Origin of the sequence: Proteus hauseri, assembly GCF_040139125.1 — a bacterium.
Taxonomy (GTDB): domain Bacteria; phylum Pseudomonadota; class Gammaproteobacteria; order Enterobacterales; family Enterobacteriaceae; genus Proteus; species Proteus hauseri_B.
This window is the reverse complement of sequence record NZ_JBEEUB010000005.1, coordinates 200,922-224,931: the sequence shown is the minus strand read 5'-3', so window position 1 is coordinate 224,931 and position 24,010 is coordinate 200,922. Positions and strand designations below refer to the sequence as shown.

24 protein-coding genes and 1 tRNA gene are annotated in these 24,010 nt (G+C 35.1%); 12 read left to right on the top strand and 13 right to left on the bottom strand.

Translation table 11 applies throughout. The features are described 5' to 3' along the window. Positions 1-561: 561 nt before the first annotated feature. Positions 562-1,365 carry a 2,5-didehydrogluconate reductase DkgB gene (dkgB, locus tag ABN099_RS10715; protein ID WP_349463758.1) on the top strand — a complete coding sequence of 268 codons (804 nt, stop codon included), beginning with the start codon at positions 562-564 and terminating at the stop codon, positions 1,363-1,365. A gap of 47 nt (positions 1,366-1,412) precedes the next feature. On the opposite strand, the gene yafC is transcribed toward dkgB, so the two are convergent. The 4 genes from yafC to ABN099_RS10695 all read right to left on the bottom strand — a co-directional run bounded on the left by yafC (position 1,413) and on the right by ABN099_RS10695 (position 4,740). After that, positions 1,413-2,303: a DNA-binding transcriptional regulator YafC gene (gene yafC / locus ABN099_RS10710; RefSeq protein WP_349463757.1), complete on the bottom strand. Its 891-nt coding sequence runs from the start codon at positions 2,301-2,303 to the stop codon at positions 1,413-1,415. Between the two features lie 90 nt (positions 2,304-2,393). Beyond that, entirely contained in the window at positions 2,394-2,723 is a 330-nt protein-coding gene (cbpM, locus tag ABN099_RS10705; RefSeq protein ID WP_349463756.1) for a chaperone modulator CbpM, read from the bottom strand. Then, the gene (cbpA, locus tag ABN099_RS10700; protein ID WP_349463755.1) at positions 2,723-3,700 is read right to left on the bottom strand and encodes a curved DNA-binding protein; all 978 of its coding nucleotides are present in this window, start codon (positions 3,698-3,700) and stop codon (positions 2,723-2,725) included. The genes cbpM and cbpA overlap by 1 nt, the downstream gene beginning before the upstream one ends. 167 nt (positions 3,701-3,867) lie before the next feature. Further along, positions 3,868-4,740, bottom strand: coding sequence for a LysR family transcriptional regulator (locus tag ABN099_RS10695; protein ID WP_349463754.1), 873 nt, complete (start codon positions 4,738-4,740; stop codon positions 3,868-3,870). 98 nt (positions 4,741-4,838) lie between these two features. Between ABN099_RS10695 and ABN099_RS10690 the strand changes: the two genes are divergently transcribed. The 3 genes from ABN099_RS10690 to ABN099_RS10680 all read left to right on the top strand — a co-directional run bounded on the left by ABN099_RS10690 (position 4,839) and on the right by ABN099_RS10680 (position 6,459). After that, on the top strand, positions 4,839-5,291 hold the full coding sequence (locus ABN099_RS10690; protein ID WP_349463752.1) for a multidrug/biocide efflux PACE transporter: 453 nt from the start codon (positions 4,839-4,841) through the stop codon (positions 5,289-5,291). Between the two features lie 172 nt (positions 5,292-5,463). Further along, positions 5,464-5,925 (top strand): hypothetical protein, encoded by a 462-nt coding sequence (locus ABN099_RS10685; RefSeq protein WP_349463750.1) that lies wholly within the window; start codon positions 5,464-5,466, stop codon positions 5,923-5,925. A 9-nt stretch (positions 5,926-5,934) separates the two neighbouring features. Then, entirely contained in the window at positions 5,935-6,459 is a 525-nt protein-coding gene (locus ABN099_RS10680) for a DUF4303 domain-containing protein (RefSeq protein WP_349463748.1), read from the top strand. Positions 6,460-6,539: 80 nt separating this feature from the next. Here ABN099_RS10680 and ABN099_RS10675 read toward each other — a convergent pair whose 3' ends face one another. The 3 genes from ABN099_RS10675 to ABN099_RS10665 all read right to left on the bottom strand — a co-directional run bounded on the left by ABN099_RS10675 (position 6,540) and on the right by ABN099_RS10665 (position 10,137). Beyond that, positions 6,540-7,955 carry a DKNYY domain-containing protein gene (locus ABN099_RS10675; protein WP_349463747.1) on the bottom strand — a complete coding sequence of 472 codons (1,416 nt, stop codon included), beginning with the start codon at positions 7,953-7,955 and terminating at the stop codon, positions 6,540-6,542. A gap of 183 nt (positions 7,956-8,138) precedes the next feature. Beyond that, complete coding sequence (locus tag ABN099_RS10670) at positions 8,139-9,689, bottom strand: methyl-accepting chemotaxis protein (RefSeq protein ID WP_349463746.1); 1,551 nt, start codon at positions 9,687-9,689, stop codon at positions 8,139-8,141. Between the two features lie 360 nt (positions 9,690-10,049). After that, positions 10,050-10,137, bottom strand: a tRNA-Ser gene (locus tag ABN099_RS10665). 181 nt (positions 10,138-10,318) lie between these two features. Here ABN099_RS10665 and tusE point away from each other — a divergent pair. Next, positions 10,319-10,648, top strand: a complete 330-nt coding sequence (gene tusE / locus ABN099_RS10660; RefSeq protein ID WP_349463745.1) for a sulfurtransferase TusE — start codon at positions 10,319-10,321, stop codon at positions 10,646-10,648. Between the two features lie 47 nt (positions 10,649-10,695). Here tusE and ABN099_RS10655 read toward each other — a convergent pair whose 3' ends face one another. Then, on the bottom strand, positions 10,696-10,974 hold the full coding sequence (locus tag ABN099_RS10655; RefSeq protein WP_349463744.1) for an acylphosphatase: 279 nt from the start codon (positions 10,972-10,974) through the stop codon (positions 10,696-10,698). Positions 10,975-11,175: 201 nt separating this feature from the next. Between ABN099_RS10655 and hspQ the strand changes: the two genes are divergently transcribed. Then, on the top strand, positions 11,176-11,496 hold the full coding sequence (hspQ, locus tag ABN099_RS10650; RefSeq protein ID WP_349463743.1) for a heat shock protein HspQ: 321 nt from the start codon (positions 11,176-11,178) through the stop codon (positions 11,494-11,496). A 70-nt stretch (positions 11,497-11,566) separates the two neighbouring features. On the opposite strand, the gene ABN099_RS10645 is transcribed toward hspQ, so the two are convergent. Continuing rightward, positions 11,567-11,980 (bottom strand): CoA-binding protein, encoded by a 414-nt coding sequence (locus ABN099_RS10645; RefSeq protein ID WP_349463742.1) that lies wholly within the window; start codon positions 11,978-11,980, stop codon positions 11,567-11,569. 139 nt (positions 11,981-12,119) lie between these two features. Here ABN099_RS10645 and ABN099_RS10640 point away from each other — a divergent pair, with 139 nt between their 5' ends. Then, positions 12,120-12,578 (top strand): methylglyoxal synthase, encoded by a 459-nt coding sequence (locus ABN099_RS10640; protein ID WP_349463741.1) that lies wholly within the window; start codon positions 12,120-12,122, stop codon positions 12,576-12,578. Positions 12,579-12,580: 2 nt separating this feature from the next. Here the strand turns inward: ABN099_RS10640 and helD are convergent, their stop codons facing one another. Then, the gene (helD, locus tag ABN099_RS10635) at positions 12,581-14,632 is read right to left on the bottom strand and encodes a DNA helicase IV (protein WP_349463740.1); all 2,052 of its coding nucleotides are present in this window, start codon (positions 14,630-14,632) and stop codon (positions 12,581-12,583) included. Positions 14,633-14,747: 115 nt separating this feature from the next. Between helD and yccS the strand changes: the two genes are divergently transcribed. Continuing rightward, on the top strand, positions 14,748-16,916 hold the full coding sequence (yccS, locus tag ABN099_RS10630; RefSeq protein WP_349463739.1) for a YccS family putative transporter: 2,169 nt from the start codon (positions 14,748-14,750) through the stop codon (positions 16,914-16,916). Positions 16,917-17,072: 156 nt separating this feature from the next. Here the strand turns inward: yccS and ABN099_RS10625 are convergent, their stop codons facing one another. Further along, positions 17,073-17,672, bottom strand: a complete 600-nt coding sequence (locus tag ABN099_RS10625; RefSeq protein WP_349463737.1) for a TfoX/Sxy family DNA transformation protein — start codon at positions 17,670-17,672, stop codon at positions 17,073-17,075. A gap of 226 nt (positions 17,673-17,898) precedes the next feature. Here ABN099_RS10625 and sulA point away from each other — a divergent pair, with 226 nt between their 5' ends. Continuing rightward, positions 17,899-18,450: an SOS-induced cell division inhibitor SulA gene (gene sulA, locus ABN099_RS10620; protein ID WP_349463736.1), complete on the top strand. Its 552-nt coding sequence runs from the start codon at positions 17,899-17,901 to the stop codon at positions 18,448-18,450. Between the two features lie 348 nt (positions 18,451-18,798). Then, complete coding sequence (gene ompA, locus ABN099_RS10615) at positions 18,799-19,884, top strand: porin OmpA (protein ID WP_349463735.1); 1,086 nt, start codon at positions 18,799-18,801, stop codon at positions 19,882-19,884. Between the two features lie 209 nt (positions 19,885-20,093). Here ompA and matP read toward each other — a convergent pair whose 3' ends face one another. Beyond that, positions 20,094-20,558, bottom strand: coding sequence for a macrodomain Ter protein MatP (gene matP / locus ABN099_RS10610; protein WP_349463733.1), 465 nt, complete (start codon positions 20,556-20,558; stop codon positions 20,094-20,096). A 350-nt stretch (positions 20,559-20,908) separates the two neighbouring features. On the opposite strand from matP, the gene ABN099_RS10605 reads away from it, so the two are divergent. Continuing rightward, positions 20,909-22,651, top strand: a complete 1,743-nt coding sequence (locus ABN099_RS10605) for a Lon protease family protein (RefSeq protein WP_349463732.1) — start codon at positions 20,909-20,911, stop codon at positions 22,649-22,651. Between the two features lie 83 nt (positions 22,652-22,734). Beyond that, positions 22,735-23,253 carry a bifunctional 3-hydroxydecanoyl-ACP dehydratase/trans-2-decenoyl-ACP isomerase gene (fabA, locus tag ABN099_RS10600; RefSeq protein ID WP_349463731.1) on the top strand — a complete coding sequence of 173 codons (519 nt, stop codon included), beginning with the start codon at positions 22,735-22,737 and terminating at the stop codon, positions 23,251-23,253. Positions 23,254-23,765: 512 nt separating this feature from the next. Here the strand turns inward: fabA and rmf are convergent. After that, entirely contained in the window at positions 23,766-23,936 is a 171-nt protein-coding gene (rmf, locus tag ABN099_RS10595; RefSeq protein ID WP_064719533.1) for a ribosome modulation factor, read from the bottom strand. Positions 23,937-24,010 lie beyond the last annotated feature (74 nt).

The window sequence follows — 24,010 nt, the reverse complement described above, 5'->3', positions numbered from 1 at the left end:
TCATTTGCTTGTTATTTATAATTTATATATCAATTAATTATCCTTAAAAATCAAAATAAAAAACTAGATAACTAAAATGACGTAGGATATTAGCAATGATTAATGTTCAATTACCGTGATTAACGTCTCAATGATTATTATATTAGAATAAAGAAATGATTAATTAAACAAATTATATAAATACAAGAAATAAAACAAATGAAGCAATCATTAATATAGATTAAAAAGAGAGTTTTTTACCGACTATATCTGTGTTTATATTATGTTATTATTTTATAAATAAATGCATTAATGTAACCGATAAAAGATAATCATTTCATAACACATGATTTTATCGTTATCTCCTACTTTTATTTAACATGCAATAACGTGAATTTAAAAATAACCACAACATAAAGCTTACTTTATTTATTACCATTTATTATTGTCAATTTCGTAAAAGTCTTTTGCGTTTCCTCTACTTTTTAGAATAAAAAAAACACATACAATAGCTAACATTCAACGATTACAGAAGTAACTCACGTCAAAGTGATTAACCCTTTTATTTTTAGAGAGAATATTATGAGCATTCCTGCATTAGGTCTTGGTACTTTTCGTTTAAAAGATGATGTTGTTATCGCATCAGTTAAAACTGCGTTAGAACTAGGGTATCGAACCATTGATACTGCGCAGATTTATGAAAATGAAGCAGCCATTGGTCAAGCTATTATAGAGAGTGGTATACCTCGCAAAGATCTTTATATTACGACTAAAATTTGGATTGAGAATTTAAGCAAAGATAAGCTAATCCCTAGCTTGAAAAAAAGCTTGAGTGATTTACAGACCCATTATGTAGATTTAACACTGATTCATTGGCCTTCGCCTAATGATGCAGTATCTGTAGAAGAGTTTATGCAAGCATTATTAGAAGCTAAAAAATTAGGCTTAACTCGTGAAATTGGGATCTCAAACTTTACTATTCCATTAATGAAACAAGCTATTGCCACTGTTGGAATTGAAAATATTGCCACACATCAAATCGAATTATCACCTTATCTACAAAATAATAAAGTGGTGAATTTTGCTAAAGAGAATGGGATCCATATTACATCATATATGACTTTAGCTTATGGCAAAGCTTTAAAAGACAATGTTATTCAATCTATTGCGGAAAAACATGGCGCAACACCAGCTCAAGTTATTTTAGCTTGGGCAATGGAAAAAGGATATTCAGTAATTCCTTCCTCAACAAAACGAGAAAATCTGGCAAGTAATTTACTCAGTGTAAATATAAAACTTGATAGTGAAGATAAAAAAGCGATTGATTCTCTAGATAATAATGATCGCCTAGTTAATCCTGAAGGACTAGCACCTAATTGGGATTAATCGTTATTAAGTAATTTATGAGAAAGGGTGATGTTAGTGCTATCACCCTATTTTCTTGCAATATACTCACTTAATGCATCAATAAATACACGTATACGTTGGCTTACCATCTTTTCACTATAATAAACGGCATTAAAAGGCCATGATATAGGTTGCACTTTATCTGTCAGTAACTCAATACAGTGCCCTTTCTTTATATCATCTATCAACATAAAATCAGACAAACATGCAATTCCATTTCCCTCAAGGCAAAGCTGCCTAATTGTTTCACCGCTATTTGAGGAGATACCTGGTTTTATTTCTAATAGCTGTCCATCTTGTAATGCAATAGGCCATGTATTTAATGAAACCGGCTCAGTAAAAGTCAAACATGTGTGTGCTTTTAAATCTTCTGCGCTTTTTGGCGTTCCATAGCGTTCAAGATATTTTGGTGACGCAATAATCTTACGATAACTACTAAAGAGAGGACGAGCCCGTAAACTAGAATCGGTTAAATTTCCGACCCTAATCGCGATATCCACTTTATGCTCTATTAAATTTATAAACGTTTCTGAAGAAATTAAAGAAAGCGTTATTTCTGGATAAGCTTGCTGAAACTGTTGAATAAAAGGCACTAATAAATGTAAAACAACCGGTGTTGCTGCATCAATTCGTAATAAACCTTTTGGTGAATTTTGAGTATCAATTAACTCATTTTCTGCGGATTCCATATCTTGTAAGATTATCTGCATACGATGAAAATAACGCTCACCTTCTTCTGTTAAACTTAATTGCCGAGTTGTACGATTCAATAAATTAACACCCAGTTTAGATTCTAGTTTTTTCACTGTTCGACTGACAGCAGAATTGGCTAATGTTAATTGCTCAGCCGCTTTGGTAAAACTGCCACACTCGACTACAGTAATAAAGACTTGAACTTCTTCTGAGGTTGCTTTCATTACTTCCCTTTTATTATCTTATGCTTTAATAGGTTTATAATTTTCCTATTAAAACATCTTCTTATAAAGCTATTATTAGTAACGAATAACTTATTCACTAATAAAGCGCATTAATTGTTGTCGCAGATGCTTATTATCTCGTTTAAGGCGCTCATTTTCATCTAAAAGAGTAAGTGCAATAGCAATACCATGCCAATCTAAGGCTAGTTCTTTATGTAGTTTTAATGCTCGATGCATAATAAGAACAGCATCATCATCAAAACACCACTCTTGAGTTTCTATTGTTAACGGTTCAATGACACCTAAGCTAATAATTTCATTTAATTCATCTTCAGATACACCCGTATGAAGACAAAACTCAGTTACAGTAAATACTGTTGTCGTTAATTGTGTAGTCAAATATGTGGTTAAAGGCGCCATTATTTATTCTCCCAATCTTGACGTGGATTATAAGTAGCTTGGCTATCTGCAATTTTTTGCCATAATGCGAGAGTTTCTTCATCTGCTTTTGGTGGCATTACAATTTTTATAATGGCATAGAGATCACCACTATGTTGTTTATTAACCAATCCCTTACCTTTAATTCGTAATCGCTGCCCTGCTTGGCTCCCAGCAGGAATAGTTAATAAAATTTTGTCTTTTATTGTTGGGATAGGAATTTTTGCACCTAATGCCGCTTCCCAAGGTGCAATAGGAACGACAATTTCCAGATCATGTCCTTTAATATCAAAAAGCGGATGGGGCGCAATACGGATAGTTAACCATAAGTCACCATTCTCACCGCCATTTTCACCGACTGTTCCTTGACCTTTTAATCTAATACGCTGCCCATCACTCACACCCGCAGGAATTTTTACATTAAGTGTCTTAGGAATTTCTTGTTCTAATATGCCGAAAACATTATAAACGGGTAGATGATAGCTAATAGTACGTTTATGTTCTTCTAAGGTTTCTTCAAGGAAGACAGCTAGCGCTATTTCTAAATCGTGTCCACGTTGCTTAGGTGGTTGTTGATGACGTGATTGTTGATAACCTGATTGCTGATAACGTTGTTCTTGTTTACCAAAAGGAGAATCTTTACCAAAGAATGAGGCATAAAAATCATCGAAACTTTCTTGATCAAAATGTTCTTGATGTGGTTGTTGGCTTTGCTGTGTAAATTGCTTAAATTGAGGATCGTTACGATGAGCCCAAAGTTCATCATATTCAGCTCTACGTTGTTCATCTCCTAATACTTGCCAAGCTTCAGCAACTTCTTTAAATTTCTCTTCAGCATTAGGCTCTTTACTAACATCAGGATGATATTTTTTGGCTAAACGACGATAAGCTGTTTTAATTGTTTTGAGATCATCAGTCGGTTTAACACCCATTATGGTGTAGTAATCCTTTAATTCCATAGTCATGTCTCGTTTATAATCAATGAAGAATCAGTATGCATCTGTTCATCTATTAATTATAGGACAGAGAAATCATCCTCGTTAATTAAATCTAATTGATAAATTTTATCCTATTCAAACTTAGAATAATTTTCCAACAGAATCAAACGTTATGTAACTCATTATTTTTATTCAGAAAAAATAACATTACTTGTAAGTAATTTATCAATCATCCAATATCCCGCTTTTCCTGGTGGATTATTTTTAGACCACACTAAATCGAGATCTATTTTTTTAGGCCACCAATCATAATTAAGGCTAATTAGTAAATCATGACCAAATTGTTCCACTAACCAAGTCGGCAATATTGCCCATCCCATTCCTTGTTCTGCCATTTCAAGAAGCAATAAATAGTTAGGTGCTAACCAGTTTTTTTCACTGTTAATAACCATTTGCGCGCTGCTACTTAATCTTAGCTGACGGCTCATAGTTAAATGCTGATAAGTAATCTTTTTTTCTTTAGCTAATGGATGTGTCTGTTTTGCATATAATCCTAGCTCACCTTGAATAGGTAATCGAGCAAAAGCAATATCTGTAGGATATTCAATTCGTGACTCCATCATACCAATATGAGCTTGTTTATTTCGTAGCATATTGATGACATCGTCATTTTCAGCAACCAAAAATTCAAATTCAATATGTGGAAATTCTTTATCTAATATTCTAAGTAATTGCTCAGAATGTGGAGGCTGATAGATATCAGAAAAAGCGCAGCTTAATCTTGGTTCGATATCAGGCGAGAGTTCTGTTCTTAATGCCTGCAAACGCTCGTCTGCTGATAATATATCTTCAACTAAGCTCAATACTTTTCGCCCAGCAAAAGTAAGCGTTGACTCTCTACCTTTACGATCAAAAAGTGCAAAGCCCATATCATCTTCAAAGCCAGTTATCGCACTGCTAACCGTAGATTGGCTTTTATTTAATTTTCTTGCTGCAGCAGAGAATGATTTTAATGAGGCGGCTTCCACAAAGGTACGCAAAGTTTCAATAGAATAGTTCATATGGTATCGCTTTTATCGATGGCTCCTATTTTGTATATATATAAAATTTTGCTAATAATTGCACTTGTTTTTTTATTACCAATAAATTTGAGGTGTTTATGAGCAAATATCAAAAAACATTTACTGAGCGCGTTTTTCACGCGGTTTCATTTGAAGTTATCGCTATTGCAATAACGGCACCGCTTAGTGCATGGATTTTGGGACGCTCTATTTTTCAAATGGGCATGGTCGCCATTGTGTTATCAACATTAGCAATGCTTTTAAACTTATTTTATAACATGCTTTTCGACCGTTACTGGCCCCTATCAAAGGGACCTAGACCAGCAAAAATCCGTGTTATTCATACAATTGGCTTTGAATTAAGCTTTATTGTGTTTGGTTTACCCATACTCGCAATTTTGTTAAATATGTCATTGTGGAATGCATTTATGCTCGAAATTGGATTTTTTGCCTTTTTCCTTTTTTATACTTATGCATTTAATCTTAGTTACGATAAATTGCGTGAAAATTGGTTTGCCCGTAAAGAAAAACAAATTGTAGTACGTAACTAGTACTTCTGATTTATCAGCACCGCTTTTTATAAAGTGGTGCTTTTTACTAACATAAATAGATTTCACTATTTTCTTACTTTTAGCATAAGAGGCAGCGCTAGCTGTTACTCTTAATTACAATATAAGGTATAACTAAAGAAATTATTTTTGAAAAAACAATTGAGTGATAAAAATGAAAGAGTTTATTCAATTAACAATCGAAGATACTCAAACCACACTGCAATCTCAATCAGAGAAAATGACACTTCCCATTGGTATACAGCAAATCGATGGTTATAGTTTTCAACATTCTCCTATTACGCCTTATGAAGCAGAAGTTGCAATAGAGCATATTGAAAATGTGATAATTCCTGCCAGATACAAATTCTCCACGGATAATCCTATATTGCAATGTAATGATATTCGGCTTATACATCTTTTTGATAAAAATAATCAGACTGTTGATTTTTTATCTACACAACATATTGAAAATGCATTCAATGAGCTTGTTAATGTGATAAATGGCAGCCCAATAAACACGACAACATTGCCTGTAGATAAATCATTCACTGCATTTTTATTGATCTTGCGAGAGATTTCCCATCATTGGCAACTATCAGGAATTACCGTTAAAATAACTGATAAGCTTAAATAGGGTTTTATAATGTTATTAAATCAAATGCTTATTAACAAAATCAAACAGGATGTAGTCTCTTTTGCTATTGAAGAGACTGAAAATTTTCTAAAAGAAAACGAAGGTAAAATATTTTATGCCTTTGCATTTGATCTTAATGCTGAATATGGTGAACTTAATCTTTGCTTTAATACCAAAGAAGATTTTAATAAAACCTTGCAACATTACCAAAATAGCAATAGTTCTTGTGATTACCGTTCAGAAGAAGAGATACAAAATTTAAAATATAATACAGGAGATTGGGAGTATCAGTGTTTTAGTACAATCTATCCTATCAGCGAAAATGAGCTAACAGCAATTTTTCAAAAATTACCAAATGATGATTTACTTTCTAAATTTATTGAAGAAATTGTGCAAATTTTCTCTGAATGCCTAACATTATTTAAGCAAACCGAAACTTATCAAAAAATTCCTAAAACAACTGATTTTATTGTATTTACTATCGATCATGATGAAGAAGTAGAAGAAGCATTATCTCGATTAGATAGATACTAGCTTAAATGTAACTAAATAAGAAAATATAGAATATATTTTCTTATTACCCCCACTTAAAACGTTAATTAAACAAACCTTTTTCACTCTTTAATAAAATCAAAAACATTAATTATTGTATTTTTATATTGTGTTTTTGCACTTAACACTTCACTTCCAAAAACATTAAGTAAATTATTATCATCTACCATTTTACGTATATCTTTTGGTAATAAAGGCTCGTTTAATAAACGGTCTAATACTTTTTTACCATTTATAATATAAATAGTATGACCAAGAAGTTGAGATGAGCCCAAACGATCAAAATAGTAATAATTTTCACCTTTCTTCCATATTTCCCCGTAATGATGACGAGCTACATTACCAATTTTTTCCCAACTTGTTGATGGATCCTCTTCTAAAAGATAAAGTGTTGTACTACGAGAAATTAGACTCGGTGATTTTCTTCCACCCCGGCTTGATGAGTCCTGTAAATAATAAGTTTGATTATTATAAGTAAACACGAATGGTGCTATCTCTTGCCAATGCCCGTGTAAAAATGGATTATCTCCAGCTCTACGTATCTTTTCTTGTTTTTGGTCGTAAAAATAAACACCTTGTTTAGATAAAAACAGTACATGATTAACATGTCCGCCATAACGGCTAATTAATTGATACGGCGTAGACTCTAATGGAAATACGATATTATTTATTGCAACTTCTCCTGATTTAGGCTCAAAAAGATAGGCTTCTCGTTGCAGACCATCGACATAAAAACTATACAAGTTTTGACTATTTTTTATTGATAATTTATTTTGTTGATAATAAACATTGCTGTCATCATGATAAAAATCGTTACTTTTCCATTTGCTGTCATCATTGCGGATTATATTAATTGCCTCCAGTTTTTTAGGGTTAGCATCAGGCATTAGTTCTCCTCTAAAGAAAACCCGCTGACCGTCAGTAACTAAGTCGCCTTCTAATATAGATTGGTAAGAGGTTGTCGTTGTTGGAAGCACGATAAGTGGATAATAGTAAACTTGAGGTTTATCACCCTGTGACCAGCCATAAAGCCATGTTTGAAATAGATTTTTCCAACCTGAAAGATCATCGTTTATTTTCGTAAACGGTGCACAATAAACGGTATTTTGTTCATCAGTAAAATAACTATGTCCTAAAGATTTCGCTGTTTGGGGATTAAAATTAGGAATAACTCGATTACCGCAATAACTATTGTTTTTATCTATCGCAAACTGACGCTCTTTATAATTAAAGTCTTTATATATCATTTTAAAACTTTGAGAGTCTGCAATATCAATCAAATACTCACCATTACTGGGGACATTGGCATATATTTTTCCTTTATAAAGAGTATAAATACTATGATTTATTTCTTTACCTTCACTTCCTATTTCATAACCTGAATCTTTATACATTGATAAAATAAGACCTGATAGAAATATCATTGAAATTAAAATCATACCTATTGCAATATACGCTGCGATCTTCTGTTTTTTCATAGAATATATTTTTCTCTACCAGATTGAAATATTTTCAGGAAATAATAGTTAGTTTAACTCAAAAGTATTTTTTTTGATAAAAAATATGCAAGTAATCTTATTAAGATATTTATATAAAAGGCTATTACACAATTATGTAGTAATAGCCTTTAAAAAAATAATAAATTTTAATATGGTAATAAATTAGAAATGATTAATTTTAAAATAGCCAACTAATCGATTAAGATTGATAGCTTGTTCATTTAATGAACCCGCAGCTGCAACAGATTCTTCTACTAATCCAGTATTTTGTTGCGTTGTTGAATCTAACTGAGCAATTGCATTATTTATTTGCGAGATACCATCACTTTGTTCACTGCTGGCTTGTCCAATCTCCCTTAATAATGCACTTATTTCTTCAACATCAGAAACCATTTTTTGGATCTGTAGCCCTGCTTGTTCAACTAGATTCATTCCTTCTTGTGTTTGTGTTGATGAATTATCAATCAGAGCGCGTATATCATTTGCTGAGGTAGCACTTTTTTGGGCTAATAATCTGACTTCACTTGCAACAACAGCAAAACCTTTACCATGCTCTCCTGCTCTAGCAGCTTCAACAGCCGCATTTAACGCAAGAATATTAGTTTGGAATGCTATTGCATCAATTAAATTAATAATATCTGCCATCTTCGCTGATGATGTATTAATAGCTTTCATTTTCTCAGTAACTTGATCCATCATGGTTCCATTATGATGTACTGCGACTTCCGTTTTTTCTGCAACTACAATAGCATTATGAGTATGCTCAGTTGTATTTTTAACCGTTGAAGTCATCTGTTCCATCGAACTTGCAGTCTCTTCTACTGATGTTGCTTGCTCTTCTGTTCTTGCTGCTAAATTTTGACTACCTGAGGTAATTTGCTCAGCTGCTGCCGAAATGCTTTCAGAACCACTCTGTACTTCTTGCACTATTTCTAATAAATGCGCATTCATGTCTGATAATGCGTGCAATAAAGTGCCTGTTTCATCACGAGAAATAATCTTAATATTTTGTGTTAAATCACCACTAGCTATTGCTTGCGCAAGATTAACTGCTTGATCTAATGGACGTGTTATTGTTCGAGTTATAAACCATCCCATCGCACTGCCAATAACGATACTTAAGATAGCTAATAATATTAAATGCATTCTTTTTTCAATAAAATCATATTCAACTTCATTACCAAATTTATGCATTTTTTGGTTCTGTAATTCAATAAATTGAACCATTTTATCTCGATACATCTTTTGAATATCCGATGTATTCGTTAACAGTTCATTAATGGCGGCTTGTCGATTATTTTCACTAACTGCTTGAACAACATAGTTTTGAGAATTTATATATTTTTGTCGAATTTCATATACTTCAGCTATGATTTTCTTAGATTCACTATCGTGTGTATTTTCTTCTAATTCTTTCAGTAACTGAGCAACTTTTGCGGTGATCTCTTTCTTTTTACTTTCTTGCTGACTACTCAATGTGCCTTTTTCGTCTAACATTGTTAGCTGTTGAAACCCAATAAATTCATTAAAGTAATTAATCAATAAATTGGCTTTGACTGTAGAGGGATATATATCATTTACAACGTTTTTTATCCCTTCATTTGCACGATTTAAACCTACTAACCCAAGTGTAGAACCCAACATTATTAATATAATGAAGGTAATAAATGCAGTAGCTAACTTTGTACCAATCTTAAAATTTTTAAAGAACATATTTTGCCTTTTGTGCATCTGTCATTAATCAATACCAGTAACTTATTGAAGAGTTGACACTATCGGTACTCCATTAAAGAACTTTAGTGACTTAGGCAAATATATTTAGCTAAAAAAACTTGCATTGATTCTTAACACAATATTGTGACTCTAAAGAGGTTCTATTAGTATTTTAATGCGATGGATATGAGTGGTCTGTTAGGAAATATTTGTAGAAAATAAAGCCACATTGAGATTAGCAAGACTATGGTAATTAGTTACAAAAGACACTAAGAGAGAGCAAAGAGAGTATAATTTAGTGATTAAGTCTGATTTTACTTGGGATTAGGAGACTTCAGGAGACGCTAGGAGATGATGAGATGGCGGAGGAGGAGAGATTCGAACTCTCGGATGGTTTCCCATCGGCGGTTTTCAAGACCGCTGCCTTCAGCCGCTCGGCCACCCCTCCGCAATGGGGAGCAATATAAACATCTAGGCTTATATTGTAAAGCCCTTATTCTACTGTTTGCCTTAAAATTAAACGCATTGAAGTTCAATGGCTTAATTAATCAACAATTTATCTGTTGCGCTTGGGTATTTCACTCATTTTTGCTAAATTAACTTATTATTTTTTATTGGTTATATCGCATATGTTTGTATTTAATGGACGAGAAATCGAGACAGATAGTCACGGTTATTTAAATAATAGCAATGAGTGGACCGAAGACATGGTTCCAATCTTAGCTGAGCAAGAAGAGATCGAACTGACAGAGCAACATTGGGAAATTATCCGCTTTGTACGCCAATTTTATTTGGAATTTAATACTTCTCCGGCAATTCGTATGCTTGTTAAAGCGCTATCCCAAAAATATGGTGAAGAAAAAGGCAATAGTCGCTACCTCTATCGTTTATTCCCTAAAGGTCCAGCAAAACAGGCAACAAAATTGGCGGGTTTACCAAAACCTGTCAAATGTATTTAACCTATTACCTTTAGTTAAGATTTTAGCTATAAATAATCTAGTGCACTCTAGAAATGGCGGATTGAAAAATCCGTCATCTGTTCGTATTGGCAAGGTGTTGCTGACCAAAAAGTAATTTTACACCCTATTGGCCCCCCCGCTTCTAACCATTGTTCTAACAATTTTAAATTCGACTCATTGCCAAATGCTTTTATTCCTACACTGCCATCTTGGCGGTTCCAAACGTAACCTGTAATAGGTTTTTTTTGCATCCATCGATATGTATGAAAACGAAAACCGACACCTTGAACATGCCCTTGAATAATATACTCTCTGCCTATTGTCATTTTATCTCCATATTGTCCGTTTAAAATAAATATTCTAATAAGGTTATTGTCTTTTCTTTATACAATAGATAATCTGATTTTGTGGGGTGTTTAGTTCACTATGAAAAATAAAGAATTTTATTTTTTTACTCATTTCTTGAAATTTCACTTTGTGCCCTCACATATACAGTTAATAAAGCAAGGCTCAGTGGAGGTGATAATATGATGATCGCCAGCAAATTTGGAATAGGTCAGCAAGTTAGACATAAATTACTCGGATATTTGGGAGTTGTTGTCGATGTGGATGCTGAATATTCCCTTGATCAACCCAATGAGGATGATATTGCATCTAATGTAACCTTGCGAGCCGCACCTTGGTATCACGTTGTGATGGAAGATGATGAAGGACAACCCGTTCATACTTATCTTGCCGAAGCGCAAATTACCTATGAGATCTCGGATGAACATTTAGACAATGATTCATTAGATGAATTATCACAATCAATCCGAAGTCAATTACAAGCACCACGATTAAGAAACTAATAACACAGCTTAAGTTAGTATCAATGATAATCGCCGAACTGGTTTCGGCGATTTTATTTTGCCTTGTAAATTACCAAGGTAAACCATGTGCTTCAATCTCTTGCTTAGGGCAACGATCCATTACCACTCGTAAACCGGCTTTTTCTGCTAGAACTTTGGCTTCTTCATTAATAACACCTAGCTGTAACCATAATACTTTAGCCTTAATCTCAATTGCCTCTTTTGCGATATCTAACGCAAGAGATGATTGGCGAAATACATCTACCATATCAACAGCAACTGGAATATCACCCAACGAGGCATAACATTGTTGCCCAAGTAGAGTTTGTCCGGTCATACCAGGATTAACAGGAATAACCTCATAGCCTTGTTCTAATAGGAATTTCATTACCTTATAACTTGGGCGCTCTTCTTTAGCACTAGCTCCCACTAATGCTATTGTTTTGACACTTCTTAGAATGTCATAAATGTCGGAATCAACCATTTATATACTCCGTTAATTAAGCAGAAGATCGAAAATGTTATGATACATCATAGTATCTTGATGAGTTTATAGCTTGTAGAATAAAAAAAAGGTATTTTGACAATTGGAATAATAACTGTATTTATTTTAAAGGTATCAAATGGAACAAATTGACCGCACGCTCCCTATAGAAAAAAATATCGCGCTTGTTGCACATGATCACTGTAAAAGCTCGTTACTTGAGTGGGTTCAAAATAACCGAGAACAACTTGCTAACCACCAGCTATTTGCAACGGGTACAACAGGTAACCTAATTAACCATCATACTGGATTAACGGTAACTCAAATGCTAAGTGGCCCAATGGGCGGCGACCAGCAGATTGGGGCAATGATTGCTGAAAAGAAAATAGATATTATGATTTTCTTTTGGGATCCACTAAATGCAGTTCCACATGACCCTGACGTTAAAGCATTACTGCGTTTAGCGACGGTCTGGAATATTCCTGTTGCAACGAATCGTTCAACAGCAAACTTTCTAATTTCATCGCCTCTGTTCGCACAAGAATCAAAAATAAAAATTCCTGATTACGAAGGCTACTTAAAAGAGCGCTTAAAATAGTCTTAAGGTTTTTTCTGTATAGGAACACCTTGTGCTTTTAGCTCTGCAACAAAACAAGATGGCTGTTGTTTATTAAATAATAGCCATACTTGTTTTTTAGCTCTTGTAAGTGCGACATACATTAAACGTCGCTCTTCTGCATTAGGATAATCTTCAATTTTGGGTAATAAAGCGGCTTCAATAATAGATTCTCTTGCGAGTGCTGGGAATCCATCTTTTCCTTCTTGTAATCCCAATATAATAACATAATCAGCTTGTTGACCTTTTGACGCATGAAAAGTCATAAATTGTAGATTTAATTTAGGCCAGCGTGTTTGTGCTTTTTTCAATAAATCCGGTTGTAGATAGTGATAACGCGCGAGCAATAATATGGTTTCATCTTCGCTAACATAGCCGCTCATTTTATTAAGCAAGTTTTCCAGTTGATCATCTGGCAGTAATACCACAGATTTTTTATTACCTTTTACTAAACTATTTAATGGTTTTGTTAACTGAGCCGGATTTTGTTGAATAAATTCATTAGCGACCTGACCTATGGTGTCATTAAAACGGTAAGTTGTGTCTAATGCACATTCGGCGCCTTCACCAAATTGGTGATGAAAAGCAGTTGTTAATAATAATTCTGCACCACTAAAACGATAAATAGCCTGCCAATCATCACCCACAGCAAATAAAGCGGTCTGTTTATTTTGCTGTTTTAATGCCATAAGTAATTTGGCTCTTAATGGCGATATATCTTGAAACTCATCAACTAAAATATGTTTCCAAGGATTAATAAAACGCCCTTTTTCAATAAGATTAATTGCCTGATGTAGCAAACCAGAAAAATCTATCGCACCTTCCTCTTTTAATGCCGTCTTCCACGCTTTTAATAATGGTGCTAATAATTTTAGATATTTTTTAAAACTATCTATAAATTCAGGTTGAATATTTTCAATAATATCTTTCTGACTTCCACCTTGCATTCTTAATAAACTAATCCAGCGTTCTAATCTAACGGATACTCGGTTTTCTAATTTTTTATCATGCCAAAATTCACCTTCTGGAATATCCCATTCGAGCTCTTGAGATAACCATTCTCGCCAACCTTTAGCCTGTGCTTTTTTCTGTTGACATTGATTACGCCACTCTTCTAATAATAAGGTTCGACGTTTTTTACTATCAGTTTCTAAGCTACTTATTTTAGGCTGTTTTTTCGTTGATTGTTGAATAATAAATAAGGAAAGAGCATGGAATGTTTTCGCTGTGATATCAACACCGAGTCGTTCAGAAATGCGTTCGTTCATCTCTTGGGCAGCTTTACGACCAAAAGCTAATAAGAGAATTTGGTCAGATTGCGCTAATTCACGACGAAGTAACCAACCTGCCTTAGCAACTAATACCGACGTTTTTCCACTACCCGCTCCCGCCAATACAAGGATATTATTTTCACCATTAACAATCGCTCGACACTGAGACTCATTTAAAGGGGAAGATTCTATAGTATTAAAGAACTCTGCATGCTCATTTAGCATACGTGTTGTCCAACGACTATTTTCTTCTTCAATTAAGGTTTCACCTTGTTGCAACCATTGTAAACAGCGCTGATAAAGATCTCGGCAATTATCAAATTGAGTAAGGCGTTTAAGAGGCAAAGGAATAGCAGAAAAACTGTCTTGAATAGCGTGTTGAATTTCACTAAGGCGAGAATGTTTTATCCATTGATTTAAGTTGATAGCATCACTAATAGAGCGGATCTGTTTTTCAAGAACCTGAGCGCTTATTTCACTCATTTCTTGACTCCACTTTTGCCATATTTGCTGAAGATAGCGATAAAATTGTTGGGTCTCTTCCCAATCTGTTCCATGCAGTCGAACAACTTTATCTTCTGGAAGTAAAAATTCTAATTCCCCCCACACTATTCCCTTTTTGCAATAAATATCGATGAGTTCATTAAAAGGGATTACGTATTGATGTTTTTCACCACTAACTTCAATACCTGCATTTAACAATTTGACTCTATTATAAGGATGCTGTGCTAAACGTTGCCCCATAGGGGTGGATTTCAGTTCCATACTGTAATTCCTGCAATAAATAACAAATAGTCTGTTGTTAAACTCTTTTTAATCGATGATAAACCCTATATTCTAAGAGGTAATTATCTTCATCTTGTTTATTTAAGGGCTTTATGTGTTCAATCTGCTAAATGGCGCCCGCCGATTTATCTATAATAGCCACTTTTTATATTATATTCGCATAATAATCGCACTTACGGGAACGACTTTATTTCCTTGGATTTTAGGACAAGAGCCTAAATATACAATACCACTCACTTTAGGTGTGGTTGCTGCGGCATTAACTGATTTGGATGACAGACTTGTCGGTCGGCTAAAGAATTTGGTTATCACCTTATGCTGCTTTTTTATTGCTTCTGCATCAATAGGTATACTCTATCCTTATCCTATTTTATTCTTTTTTGGTCTTGCGTTCTCTACTTGGGGTTTTATTCTGTTAGGTGCGTTAGGACAACGCTATGCCACGATTGCGTTTGGTGCACTACTCATTGCAATTTATACCATGCTTGGGATGCCTATATTTCCGATTTGGTATGAACAACCCGCTTTACTACTTTTGGGCGCGATTTGGTATAACGTATTAACATTAATTGGTCATCTTTTATTTCCTATTCGCCCAGTTCAAGATAGTTTAACTCGCTATTATCAACAGCTTTCCACTTATCTTGAAGCAAAAGCAACTTTATTTGACCCTGATATCGACGAAGATTATAAGCAATCGCTTTATACCTTAGCGATGGCAAACAACCAGTTAATTGAGGCAATGAGCCAAACAAAACTGACACTATTAAGTCGCTTAAAGGGCGACCGTGGTCAGCGTAGTAGCCGTTTTACTCTTCATTATTATTTTGTTGCTCAGGATATTCATGAACGAGCAAGTTCATCTCATGTTCAATATCAACTATTAAGCAATGAATTACGCCATAGTGATGTGTTATTTCGTTTTCAACGTCTACTTTCTATGCAGGCTAGAGCTTGTGAGCAAGTTGCTCAATCTATACTCTGGCATAAAAAATATCAGCATAATCCACACTTTGAACGCGCAATTAATTATTTAGAAAATGCGCTTAATCTGTTAAAAAACACCACAACAGAGCCTAATTTAATTGGTCCCTTATATAATTTATTGCAAAACCTTCAAGGAATTGATGCTTTATTACGAAGCATTAGTACCGAGCAATATCAAATATCTCATGACCAAAAAGAAGAGACTCAGCTGTCTGATGAAGGTTTAACAGGATGGCGAGATATCGCATTACGAATAAAACAGCACCTTACTCCTAAATCGGCGCTATTTAGGCATGCTGTTAGAATGTCTCTCGTTTTATGTATTGGTTATGCCATTATTCAATTTTTTAATTTAGATAGAGGCTATTGGATCTTATTAACCAGCCTTTTTGTTTGTCAGCCTAACTATAATGCAACTCGCCGACGACTCACTCTTCGTGTAAGTGGCACTATTATTGGGATTCTGATTGGCTTTCCTATTCTCTATTTTGTTCCTTCAATTGAAGGGCAACTGGTATTGATTGTGGTGACAGGAACGCTCTTTTTTGCTTTCCGAACGATACAATATGCCCATGCCACACTTTTTATTACTTTATTAGTATTATTGAGCTTTAATTTATTAGGTGAAGGTTATGATGTCGCCTTGCCACGGATTGTAGATACTATAGTGGGTTGTGCTATTGCATGGTTTGCAGTGAGTTATATTTGGCCGGATTGGAAATTTCGCCAACTACCATTAGTCATTAATAAAACCATGGCGCATAACTGCTATTACCTTGATGCTATTCTTATTCAGTACTATCAAGGTAAAGATAATAGCGTGAGTTATCGTATTGCGCGTCGTAATGCACACAGTAGTGATGGTGAACTCGCTTCATTAATTTCTAATATGGCATCTGAACCTAAAAGTTACCAAACATCTCAAGAGGATGCTTTTCAACTACTCTGTTTAAATCACACGTTATTAAGCTACATCTCAGCATTAGGTGTTCATCGTAATAAAATGGAAGATGAAGATGTGCTTACATTGCTCAATGATACGGTTTGTTATATTGATGGTGCGTTACGTAGAAAAGAGTATCAAGACGATGCATTTAAACTGAGTCATGATCAACTTCTCGAACGAGTGAATACACTTTCTAATGCAGAAGATAGCCGAACTCAATTAGTACTCACTCAAATTCGGCTATTACTCGATTTACTTCCACAAATAGTCAGCTGTATCCAACTTATTGAACAAAGTAAATTAGGTAAAACAGTACCCGTTAAACCTTAAAAATAGTTCTTGTCTGTGATGCCCCCTCCCCCATACAAGGCGAGGGGGTACAGCAAATTTTACCAATTCTATAAGAACATTAAAGAAAGTAACGTTTAGATCTGACTTACTACCGTTATTTTATATTATTTCCATTCAATAGAATCACGATAAAAATTACAATTCATTGTGCCAATCCAGTAATTCCATTTTTAATTGATCAGGTAATACTGAGCGATGACATCCAACAATTGCTCCCGCTAAAGCGAGTAATAATTCACTATTTTTACGGTTATACAGTTGCATTAATTTTAAATAACTCGCTTTTGCGCCAACAAGCCGTAACTCCTCTACTTTATTAATCCCAATTTGATTTAGCTTTCTCTCTAACATAACCCCAAGATTTGGAAGATCTTTTATTCGACTAGGTTGTTTGCGCCGCCTTAGATACTCCTGAACACTATAGTGATATGACAAATCAATATATTGCTCTAATTTTCGTTGGTCTTCCCATATAAGATCAGTAACACGATAGTAGCGTAACGTTATTGGACTCCCCTTTTTTAAATAAACATAAGCATTCATTTTGGTTGCTTTGTACAGTGTTTCTAAAAAACCACTTCCTTTTAAATAGAATTCACCATCTGAATTTATTGCCAACATAATTTCATCAACCATCATGCTAAAACCACCAAATTGAGATTTGGTGGTCAACTCTCCATATTTCGCAATACGCGATAACATATGAGCCGTCCGTTGCTCAGATAAAAACAGCATTAGTACTCCATAATTGGTATTTCATCTTTTATCTTTGAATTCAAAGACATGAATACTACTTGAGTACACCAGACAATAAATAATTTATCTTTTTCTGCCAATAGTTACCCGTCCCAAAATATGGATTTACATAAAATTTGAGAGCAACGTTAAAAAAAATGAACTTGATTTAAGCGAAATTTAGATATACTGTATGTTTATACAGTACACAGTGAATGAGGTAAATATGAAAATCTCAACATCATCTCCGACAAGACAACATGCCATTCTCCAAGAGATCTCAAATGAGGTATTACCTCTATCTATAGCATCTACTGCTATAGCTTCTGTACCTAACGATAAACATGGCATGGTAAGCGAATTACTTTATCAAAACCCATTGGTTATCAACCATATTTTACTACCACTGCTTAAACAGTATAGCCATGAATCACGTTGGTTACTTTGGGTTAATCCACAACAAAAGTTAAATCGTAATTGGTTGCAACAAGCAGGGTTACCTTTAAATAAAATTATACAACTGAACCATATTCAGCCAATAACTACTGTAGATTTAATGAAGAAAGCATTGATGAGTGGAAATTACAGCGTAGTTTTAGCGTGGTTACCAGAAATATCGCCAGAAGAGATGAAATCTTTAGAATCTGCTGCTAGCCAAGGGAAAAGTTTGGGGCTTATTATGCGGCAACAGAATAAGAATAATATCCAAATAGAAAGTACAAATACTTTTAAACGACATTTGAATTCCGTAAAAATTCATTCATTACACTACCATTAGTGAAATTTAAGAGTTTTCCTAATACTCATAATACCCAAATATCATTTAAGATAAGCAATAAGTATTTATAACCTAAATCATGAAGTTACAACAAATTTAACAAAAACACAGAATGTTCCCTATTGTACTAATCGACGGATTTTTTTAAAATTTTAAGTCGAATTTTAAAGGGATACTTGTAACTTTTTAAGTTCATTGTAGACTTTATGTCGTTAAGGTTATGCTTTAAATCCCAATTTTTGGGATCATCATTTGATGAAAGCATAGAGTTCCTAACAATAATTTAACCAAGGGCAAATAATAAGGCTTAAAGCCAAATGCCTAACTTGGATGATAACGAGGCGTAAAATGAAAAAGACAGCTATCGCATTAGCAGTGGCAGTGGCAGCTTTCGCAACTGCAGCGCAAGCAGCTCCAAAAGACAACACTTGGTATACTGGTGGTAAATTAGGTTGGTCACAATACCAAGGTACAAGTAACCATTTTGATGGTACTTCTATCGGTAACGGTAATACTCACCGTGATCAATTAGGTGCCGGTGCATTTGCTGGTTATCAATACAACCAATACTTAGGTTTTGAAATGGGTTATGACTGGCTAGGTCGTATGACTTATAAAGGTTCATACGATAATGGCGCATTCAAAGCTCAAGGTGTTCAACTAACCGCTAAATTAAGCTATCCAGTAATGGAAGACTTAGACGTTTATACACGTTTAGGTGGTATGGTATGGCGTGCAGATTCAACTGCAACAGTTGGCGCTACTTCATTAAACCAAAAACGTTTCTCTGAAAATGACACTGGTGTTTCTCCAGTTGTTGCTTTAGGTACTGAATATGCGATCACTCCAAACATCGCAACTCGTATCGAATATCAGTGGATCAACAATATTGGTGATAAAGACACACTAAATACTCGCCCAGACAATGGCATGCTGAGTGTTGGTGTTGCTTACCGTTTCAACCAAGAAACTCCAGCTCCAGTTGTAGCTCCAGCACCAGTTGTAGCTCCAGCTCCAGTTGTAGAGAACAAAACCTTTACTCTGCGTTCAGACGTTCTGTTTAACTTCAACAAATCTTCACTGAAAGCTGAAGGTCAAGAAGCTCTGAATGGTCTGTACAGCGAACTGGCTAACATCGACCCAACTCAAGGTCGTGTAGTTGTTATCGGTTACACTGACCGTATCGGTTCTCAAAACTACAACCTGCCTCTGTCAGAAAAACGTGCTCAATCTGTAGTAGATTACCTGGTATCTAAAGGTATCCCTGCAAACAGCATCTCTGCAGAAGGTCGTGGTAAAGAAAACCCAGTTACTGGTAATACCTGTGACAACGTTAAAGCTCGTGCAGCTCTGATTGACTGCTTAGCGCCAGACCGTCGTGTAGAAATCGAAATCCAAGGTACAACTGAAGTTGTTGTTCAACCTGGTAACTAATTCTGATAGTAGATTTATCTACTACTAAAGAATTCAAAAACCCTGTCAAACTGGCAGGGTTTTTTTTATGTTTTTAATCATTATCTAACTAATTTATATAAAATATTTACCGGAAACTGATTAGAGAATATAAATAAATGACAATATAAAGGAGTGGACTTAAGCAACAAGCCTAAGAACAAAAATAGAGCAATAATATATAAGACACACTATTTCTTCGTTTTATCTTTTTCTAACAGCTCAATTAACCCATCTTTTAAACTATGAACTTTTAATGCATATTGCTCTTTTCGTTCAGCATCTTCAATTAATTGAACAATCGTTTCTGACAACGTTATTCCCCGCCGTTGAGATAATGCAGAGAGTCGCTGCCAAACTTTAAAGGTAAGGTCGATGGATTTTTTACGTGTGTGTTGATGTTCTGCATTAAAGTAACGTTTTCTTCGCGCTCTAATAGTTTGCTTCATGCGGTTTGATAATTCAGGGCTCATATGCAAATCAATCCATTCCAATACTTTTATTGGCTGAGATTCAATAAGCAACAGTTGCTCTACAGCATCTTGAGCGGCACTTTTTTCTATATGGCGGGTAATTAATTCACCTTCGCGGTGCTTTTTTACCAAATAAGCCCACTTCCAGCCACATTCTAGATTCTCTAATTGTTGATATTTCATACAAATTCCAGTGACAACGTAACTATATATAAGCATATCAACAATTTTACAAAATTACTGCCACTGAACCGAAATTTTTTGGTTATTTTATAGGCGGTTTACCTCAGATACGCTTTTTTATCAATCTATAACAAGCTTTGATTAAGGATAGTTTTCTGAGCACGTTGTGATAGAATCGAACGTCGCTATTATAAAACCTAAGCAACATGCCTATAAGGTATTTTTGTGAGGTAATAGCAAAATATTGCCTGCCAATGCCTTTAATGACAGCAAACTTGCAGGATAGATATCTCATGTTAGATATCATAATAATGACTCTTTTCACTAACCAATAATAAAAAACGGTAACCTTGAAAAACAACGAATTAGAATGGCAGGCGTTACGTCCTGATTACGCCTCCTATCAGACTTTTTTCCAAACAGCATCTCAATTGCCTGCATCTCTGCTCCGTGAGGTTCAACCTCGCCTGTACGAAAGCTTACAATGGCTTAATAATGCCGAGTCAGGTCAGTTTATGCTGTTAAAAGCAGAAGATTCTGCTGCATATTTTGATACGCTATCCGACACATTACGACAATCAGAAATTCAAACTTATCCTGTGGTGGGTACCTATCAAGTTGAATCCAATAAAATTTACTGGCAAGACAATGTACAAGGTGCGTTTTCATCATCAGTGCCCATTGCCTGCTGTAGTTGGATTGAACCAGAACAGCTTTTTGGTTCATTCTATTGCCATAAAGAGACCGTGACCGTAAACCCTGGTTTATTGCATCAGGTTAATGGCGGAATTTTAGTTCTCTCGATTAAAGCGTTATTAACACAACCACTTATGTGGTTTCGACTCAAGAAAATGGTAGAAGAGCAACGCTTTGAGTGGCTAATTTGGAATGAAAACCAATCATTGCCACTTCCTATTGAAAGTATGCCGCTCAATTTACGCGTTATTCTTGTTGGTGATCGTCTAAGTCTTGAAGAGTTCGAATTTATGGAGCCAGAATTAAGCGAGTCTGCTTTATATGGCGAATATGAACAAGACATGTATTTAGAAGATGAGGCAGCACTTACTCAATGGTGTGGTTTTGTTAATGCACTATGTCAAAAGTATCGCTTACCTTCTTTATCACCTGAAGCTTGGGAAGTGTTATTAACACAAGCGGCTCGTCGTCATGAAGATCAGCTTATTTTAACGTTTGACCTTGAATGGATCTTACGTCAGCTTCGCAATGCTTTACGTTTTAATCATGATGCTTATCTCAATGCAGATGCACTAAAAAAAGCGGAAGAAAATCGCTCATGGCGTCATAGCTATCTGTTAGAACGTAGTCGTGATGAGATTTTACAAGGTCAAGTTATGATCCAAACTGAGGGTGAAGTCATTGGACAGATCAATGGGCTCTCTGTATTGGATTATCCTGGTTATCCCGATTTAATTGGTGAACCCGCTCGTATTACCTGTGTTGCCCATATTGGTGATGGCGAATTTACTGATGTAGAACGAAAAGCTGAGTTAGGTGGCAATATTCATGCAAAAGGCATGATGATAATGCAAGCCTACCTTAATTCAGAGCTACGTTTAGACCAGCCACAGCCATTCAGTGCTTCTGTTGTCTTTGAGCAATCCTATGGTGAAGTTGATGGCGATAGCGCCTCATTGGCTGAACTGTGTGCATTAATCAGTACACTTGCACAGCAACCTATCGACCAACAAATTGCAGTAACAGGTGCAGTGGATCAATTTGGTCAAGTTCAACCTATTGGTGGCGTTAACCAAAAAATTGAAGGATTTTTTGATATCTGCCAAGAAAGAGAACTCACAGGTTCGCAAGGTGTTATTATTCCTTTAGCAAATATTCGACATTTAGTTTTAAATGAAAATGTTGTGCAGGCTATCAAAGAAGAAAAATTTCATATTTGGCCGGTTACCCATGTTGCTGAAGCCATTACCTTGCTAACTCGTCAGCCGTATTACGAAGGACAGTGTGAAGAAAATCAATCTGATGAACACCTGTTAGCTGTTATTCATGATCGTATAACACTAGCAAATAATCAGGATAGACCGAGATTACCTTGGTTTCTTCGCATATTAAGATAATTCTGTTTCAAGTGATCGGAGTTGTTCAGCGTACAAGTGTAAGCTATTCTGTCACCTTACAAATGATAAAGGCTATGTAGACAATGGTTGATAAACGCGAATCTTATTCTAAAGAAGACCTCATTGCTTCAGGTCGTGGTGAATTATTTGGTCAGGATGGACCGCCACTGCCTTCTGGTAATATGTTAATGATGGATCGCATCATTAAAATGACTGAAGATGGCGGCACCCATGATAAAGGCTTTATTGAAGCTGAATTCGATATCAAACCTGATTTATGGTTTTTTGATTGCCATTTCGTTAATGATCCTGTGATGCCGGGCTGTTTAGGGCTTGATGCCATGTGGCAGTTAGTTGGCTTCTATTTAGGATGGCTTGGTGGCGAAGGCAAAGGCCGCGCACTAGGCGTTGGCGAAGTCAAATTCACTGGGCAAATATTGCCAACAGCAAAGAAAGTAACATATAAAATTAACTTCAAACGTGTTATCAATCGTAGACTGATTATGGGTATTGCTGACGGTGAAGTTTTTGTTGATGGTAAACTGATTTATGAAGCAAAAGACTTAAAAGTCGGCTTATTTAAAGATACCACTGCATTCTAGAATCTATAATTATTTGAAATTATTATAGAAAATAAGATACCGCGTAAAATAAATACGCGGTATTTTTTTCTATTTTAGCGACTCTACTCGTTATTATCTTCATATAAAGCAGCTTATTTTTAATGTGTATTTTTTATCTGCATTATGTTGATTATCTATTTTTAATAACTGGAAATAGTGTTTGATTTTGAGTAAGAAAAATATCGGAAAAGAGTGATTAGCTATATAACACCAGCAATATTGGTCTAGCTATTTTACTTACTATAGATTTAGCTTACGTAAAAAAATTAATATATTCCAACCTAAAAATGGATCTCTATAGAAAGTAAAAGGGCTTACATAATGTAAGCCCTTTTACTTTCCAATTCATATGTTATTTAAATTGTCCTATGTACAACTAACCGCATAGGAATATCTATAAATAACCCGCTTTTGATTGTCGGTAAAACCGCAATAATACAACCTGAACTCGGTGAAAATGGCTCATTTGTATTTTATTACGATGGGTTATTTTATTTTACCAGACCGGGGCGATCCTCCATTGCCTGTCGCCAACCTCCCAGCCAGTGCGAACGCGCATCTATCGCAAAATAGGGGCATAACTCTTTTGAACGTCCTTGAATACCTGCTTGATAACCTTTCGATAATGCTCTAGCTAAACGATCTCGTTTCTGTCTTTTCATCTTTAGACAACCCTCACGTTATAAGTTTAAGCGGAAAGATAATGATTGTTTTTTCAACAACCCTATAAATTGAT

What these genes read in the sequence shown, in the direction of transcription:
- ABN099_RS10685 (WP_349463750.1), top strand. Translation starts at nt 5,464, where the DNA reads ATGAAAGAGTTTATTCAATTAACAATCGAAGATACTCAAACCACACTG.
- tusE (WP_349463745.1), top strand. Translation starts at nt 10,319, where the DNA reads ATGTTTGTATTTAATGGACGAGAAATCGAGACAGATAGTCACGGTTAT.
- ABN099_RS10690 (WP_349463752.1), top strand. Translation starts at nt 4,839, where the DNA reads ATGAGCAAATATCAAAAAACATTTACTGAGCGCGTTTTTCACGCGGTT.
- ABN099_RS10675 (WP_349463747.1), bottom strand. Translation starts at nt 7,955, where the DNA reads ATGAAAAAACAGAAGATCGCAGCGTATATTGCAATAGGTATGATTTTA.
- ABN099_RS10655 (WP_349463744.1), bottom strand. Translation starts at nt 10,974, where the DNA reads ATGACAATAGGCAGAGAGTATATTATTCAAGGGCATGTTCAAGGTGTC.
- rmf (WP_064719533.1), bottom strand. Translation starts at nt 23,936, where the DNA reads ATGAAAAGACAGAAACGAGATCGTTTAGCTAGAGCATTATCGAAAGGT.
- helD (WP_349463740.1), bottom strand. Translation starts at nt 14,632, where the DNA reads ATGGAACTGAAATCCACCCCTATGGGGCAACGTTTAGCACAGCATCCT.
- ABN099_RS10645 (WP_349463742.1), bottom strand. Translation starts at nt 11,980, where the DNA reads ATGGTTGATTCCGACATTTATGACATTCTAAGAAGTGTCAAAACAATA.
- ompA (WP_349463735.1), top strand. Translation starts at nt 18,799, where the DNA reads ATGAAAAAGACAGCTATCGCATTAGCAGTGGCAGTGGCAGCTTTCGCA.
- ABN099_RS10640 (WP_349463741.1), top strand. Translation starts at nt 12,120, where the DNA reads ATGGAACAAATTGACCGCACGCTCCCTATAGAAAAAAATATCGCGCTT.
- fabA (WP_349463731.1), top strand. Translation starts at nt 22,735, where the DNA reads ATGGTTGATAAACGCGAATCTTATTCTAAAGAAGACCTCATTGCTTCA.
- cbpM (WP_349463756.1), bottom strand. Translation starts at nt 2,723, where the DNA reads ATGGCGCCTTTAACCACATATTTGACTACACAATTAACGACAACAGTA.
- ABN099_RS10625 (WP_349463737.1), bottom strand. Translation starts at nt 17,672, where the DNA reads ATGCTGTTTTTATCTGAGCAACGGACGGCTCATATGTTATCGCGTATT.
- sulA (WP_349463736.1), top strand. Translation starts at nt 17,899, where the DNA reads ATGAAAATCTCAACATCATCTCCGACAAGACAACATGCCATTCTCCAA.
- cbpA (WP_349463755.1), bottom strand. Translation starts at nt 3,700, where the DNA reads ATGGAATTAAAGGATTACTACACCATAATGGGTGTTAAACCGACTGAT.
- yafC (WP_349463757.1), bottom strand. Translation starts at nt 2,303, where the DNA reads ATGAAAGCAACCTCAGAAGAAGTTCAAGTCTTTATTACTGTAGTCGAG.
- dkgB (WP_349463758.1), top strand. Translation starts at nt 562, where the DNA reads ATGAGCATTCCTGCATTAGGTCTTGGTACTTTTCGTTTAAAAGATGAT.
- matP (WP_349463733.1), bottom strand. Translation starts at nt 20,558, where the DNA reads ATGAAATATCAACAATTAGAGAATCTAGAATGTGGCTGGAAGTGGGCT.
- ABN099_RS10680 (WP_349463748.1), top strand. Translation starts at nt 5,935, where the DNA reads ATGTTATTAAATCAAATGCTTATTAACAAAATCAAACAGGATGTAGTC.
- ABN099_RS10670 (WP_349463746.1), bottom strand. Translation starts at nt 9,689, where the DNA reads ATGTTCTTTAAAAATTTTAAGATTGGTACAAAGTTAGCTACTGCATTT.
- hspQ (WP_349463743.1), top strand. Translation starts at nt 11,176, where the DNA reads ATGATGATCGCCAGCAAATTTGGAATAGGTCAGCAAGTTAGACATAAA.
- ABN099_RS10695 (WP_349463754.1), bottom strand. Translation starts at nt 4,740, where the DNA reads ATGAACTATTCTATTGAAACTTTGCGTACCTTTGTGGAAGCCGCCTCA.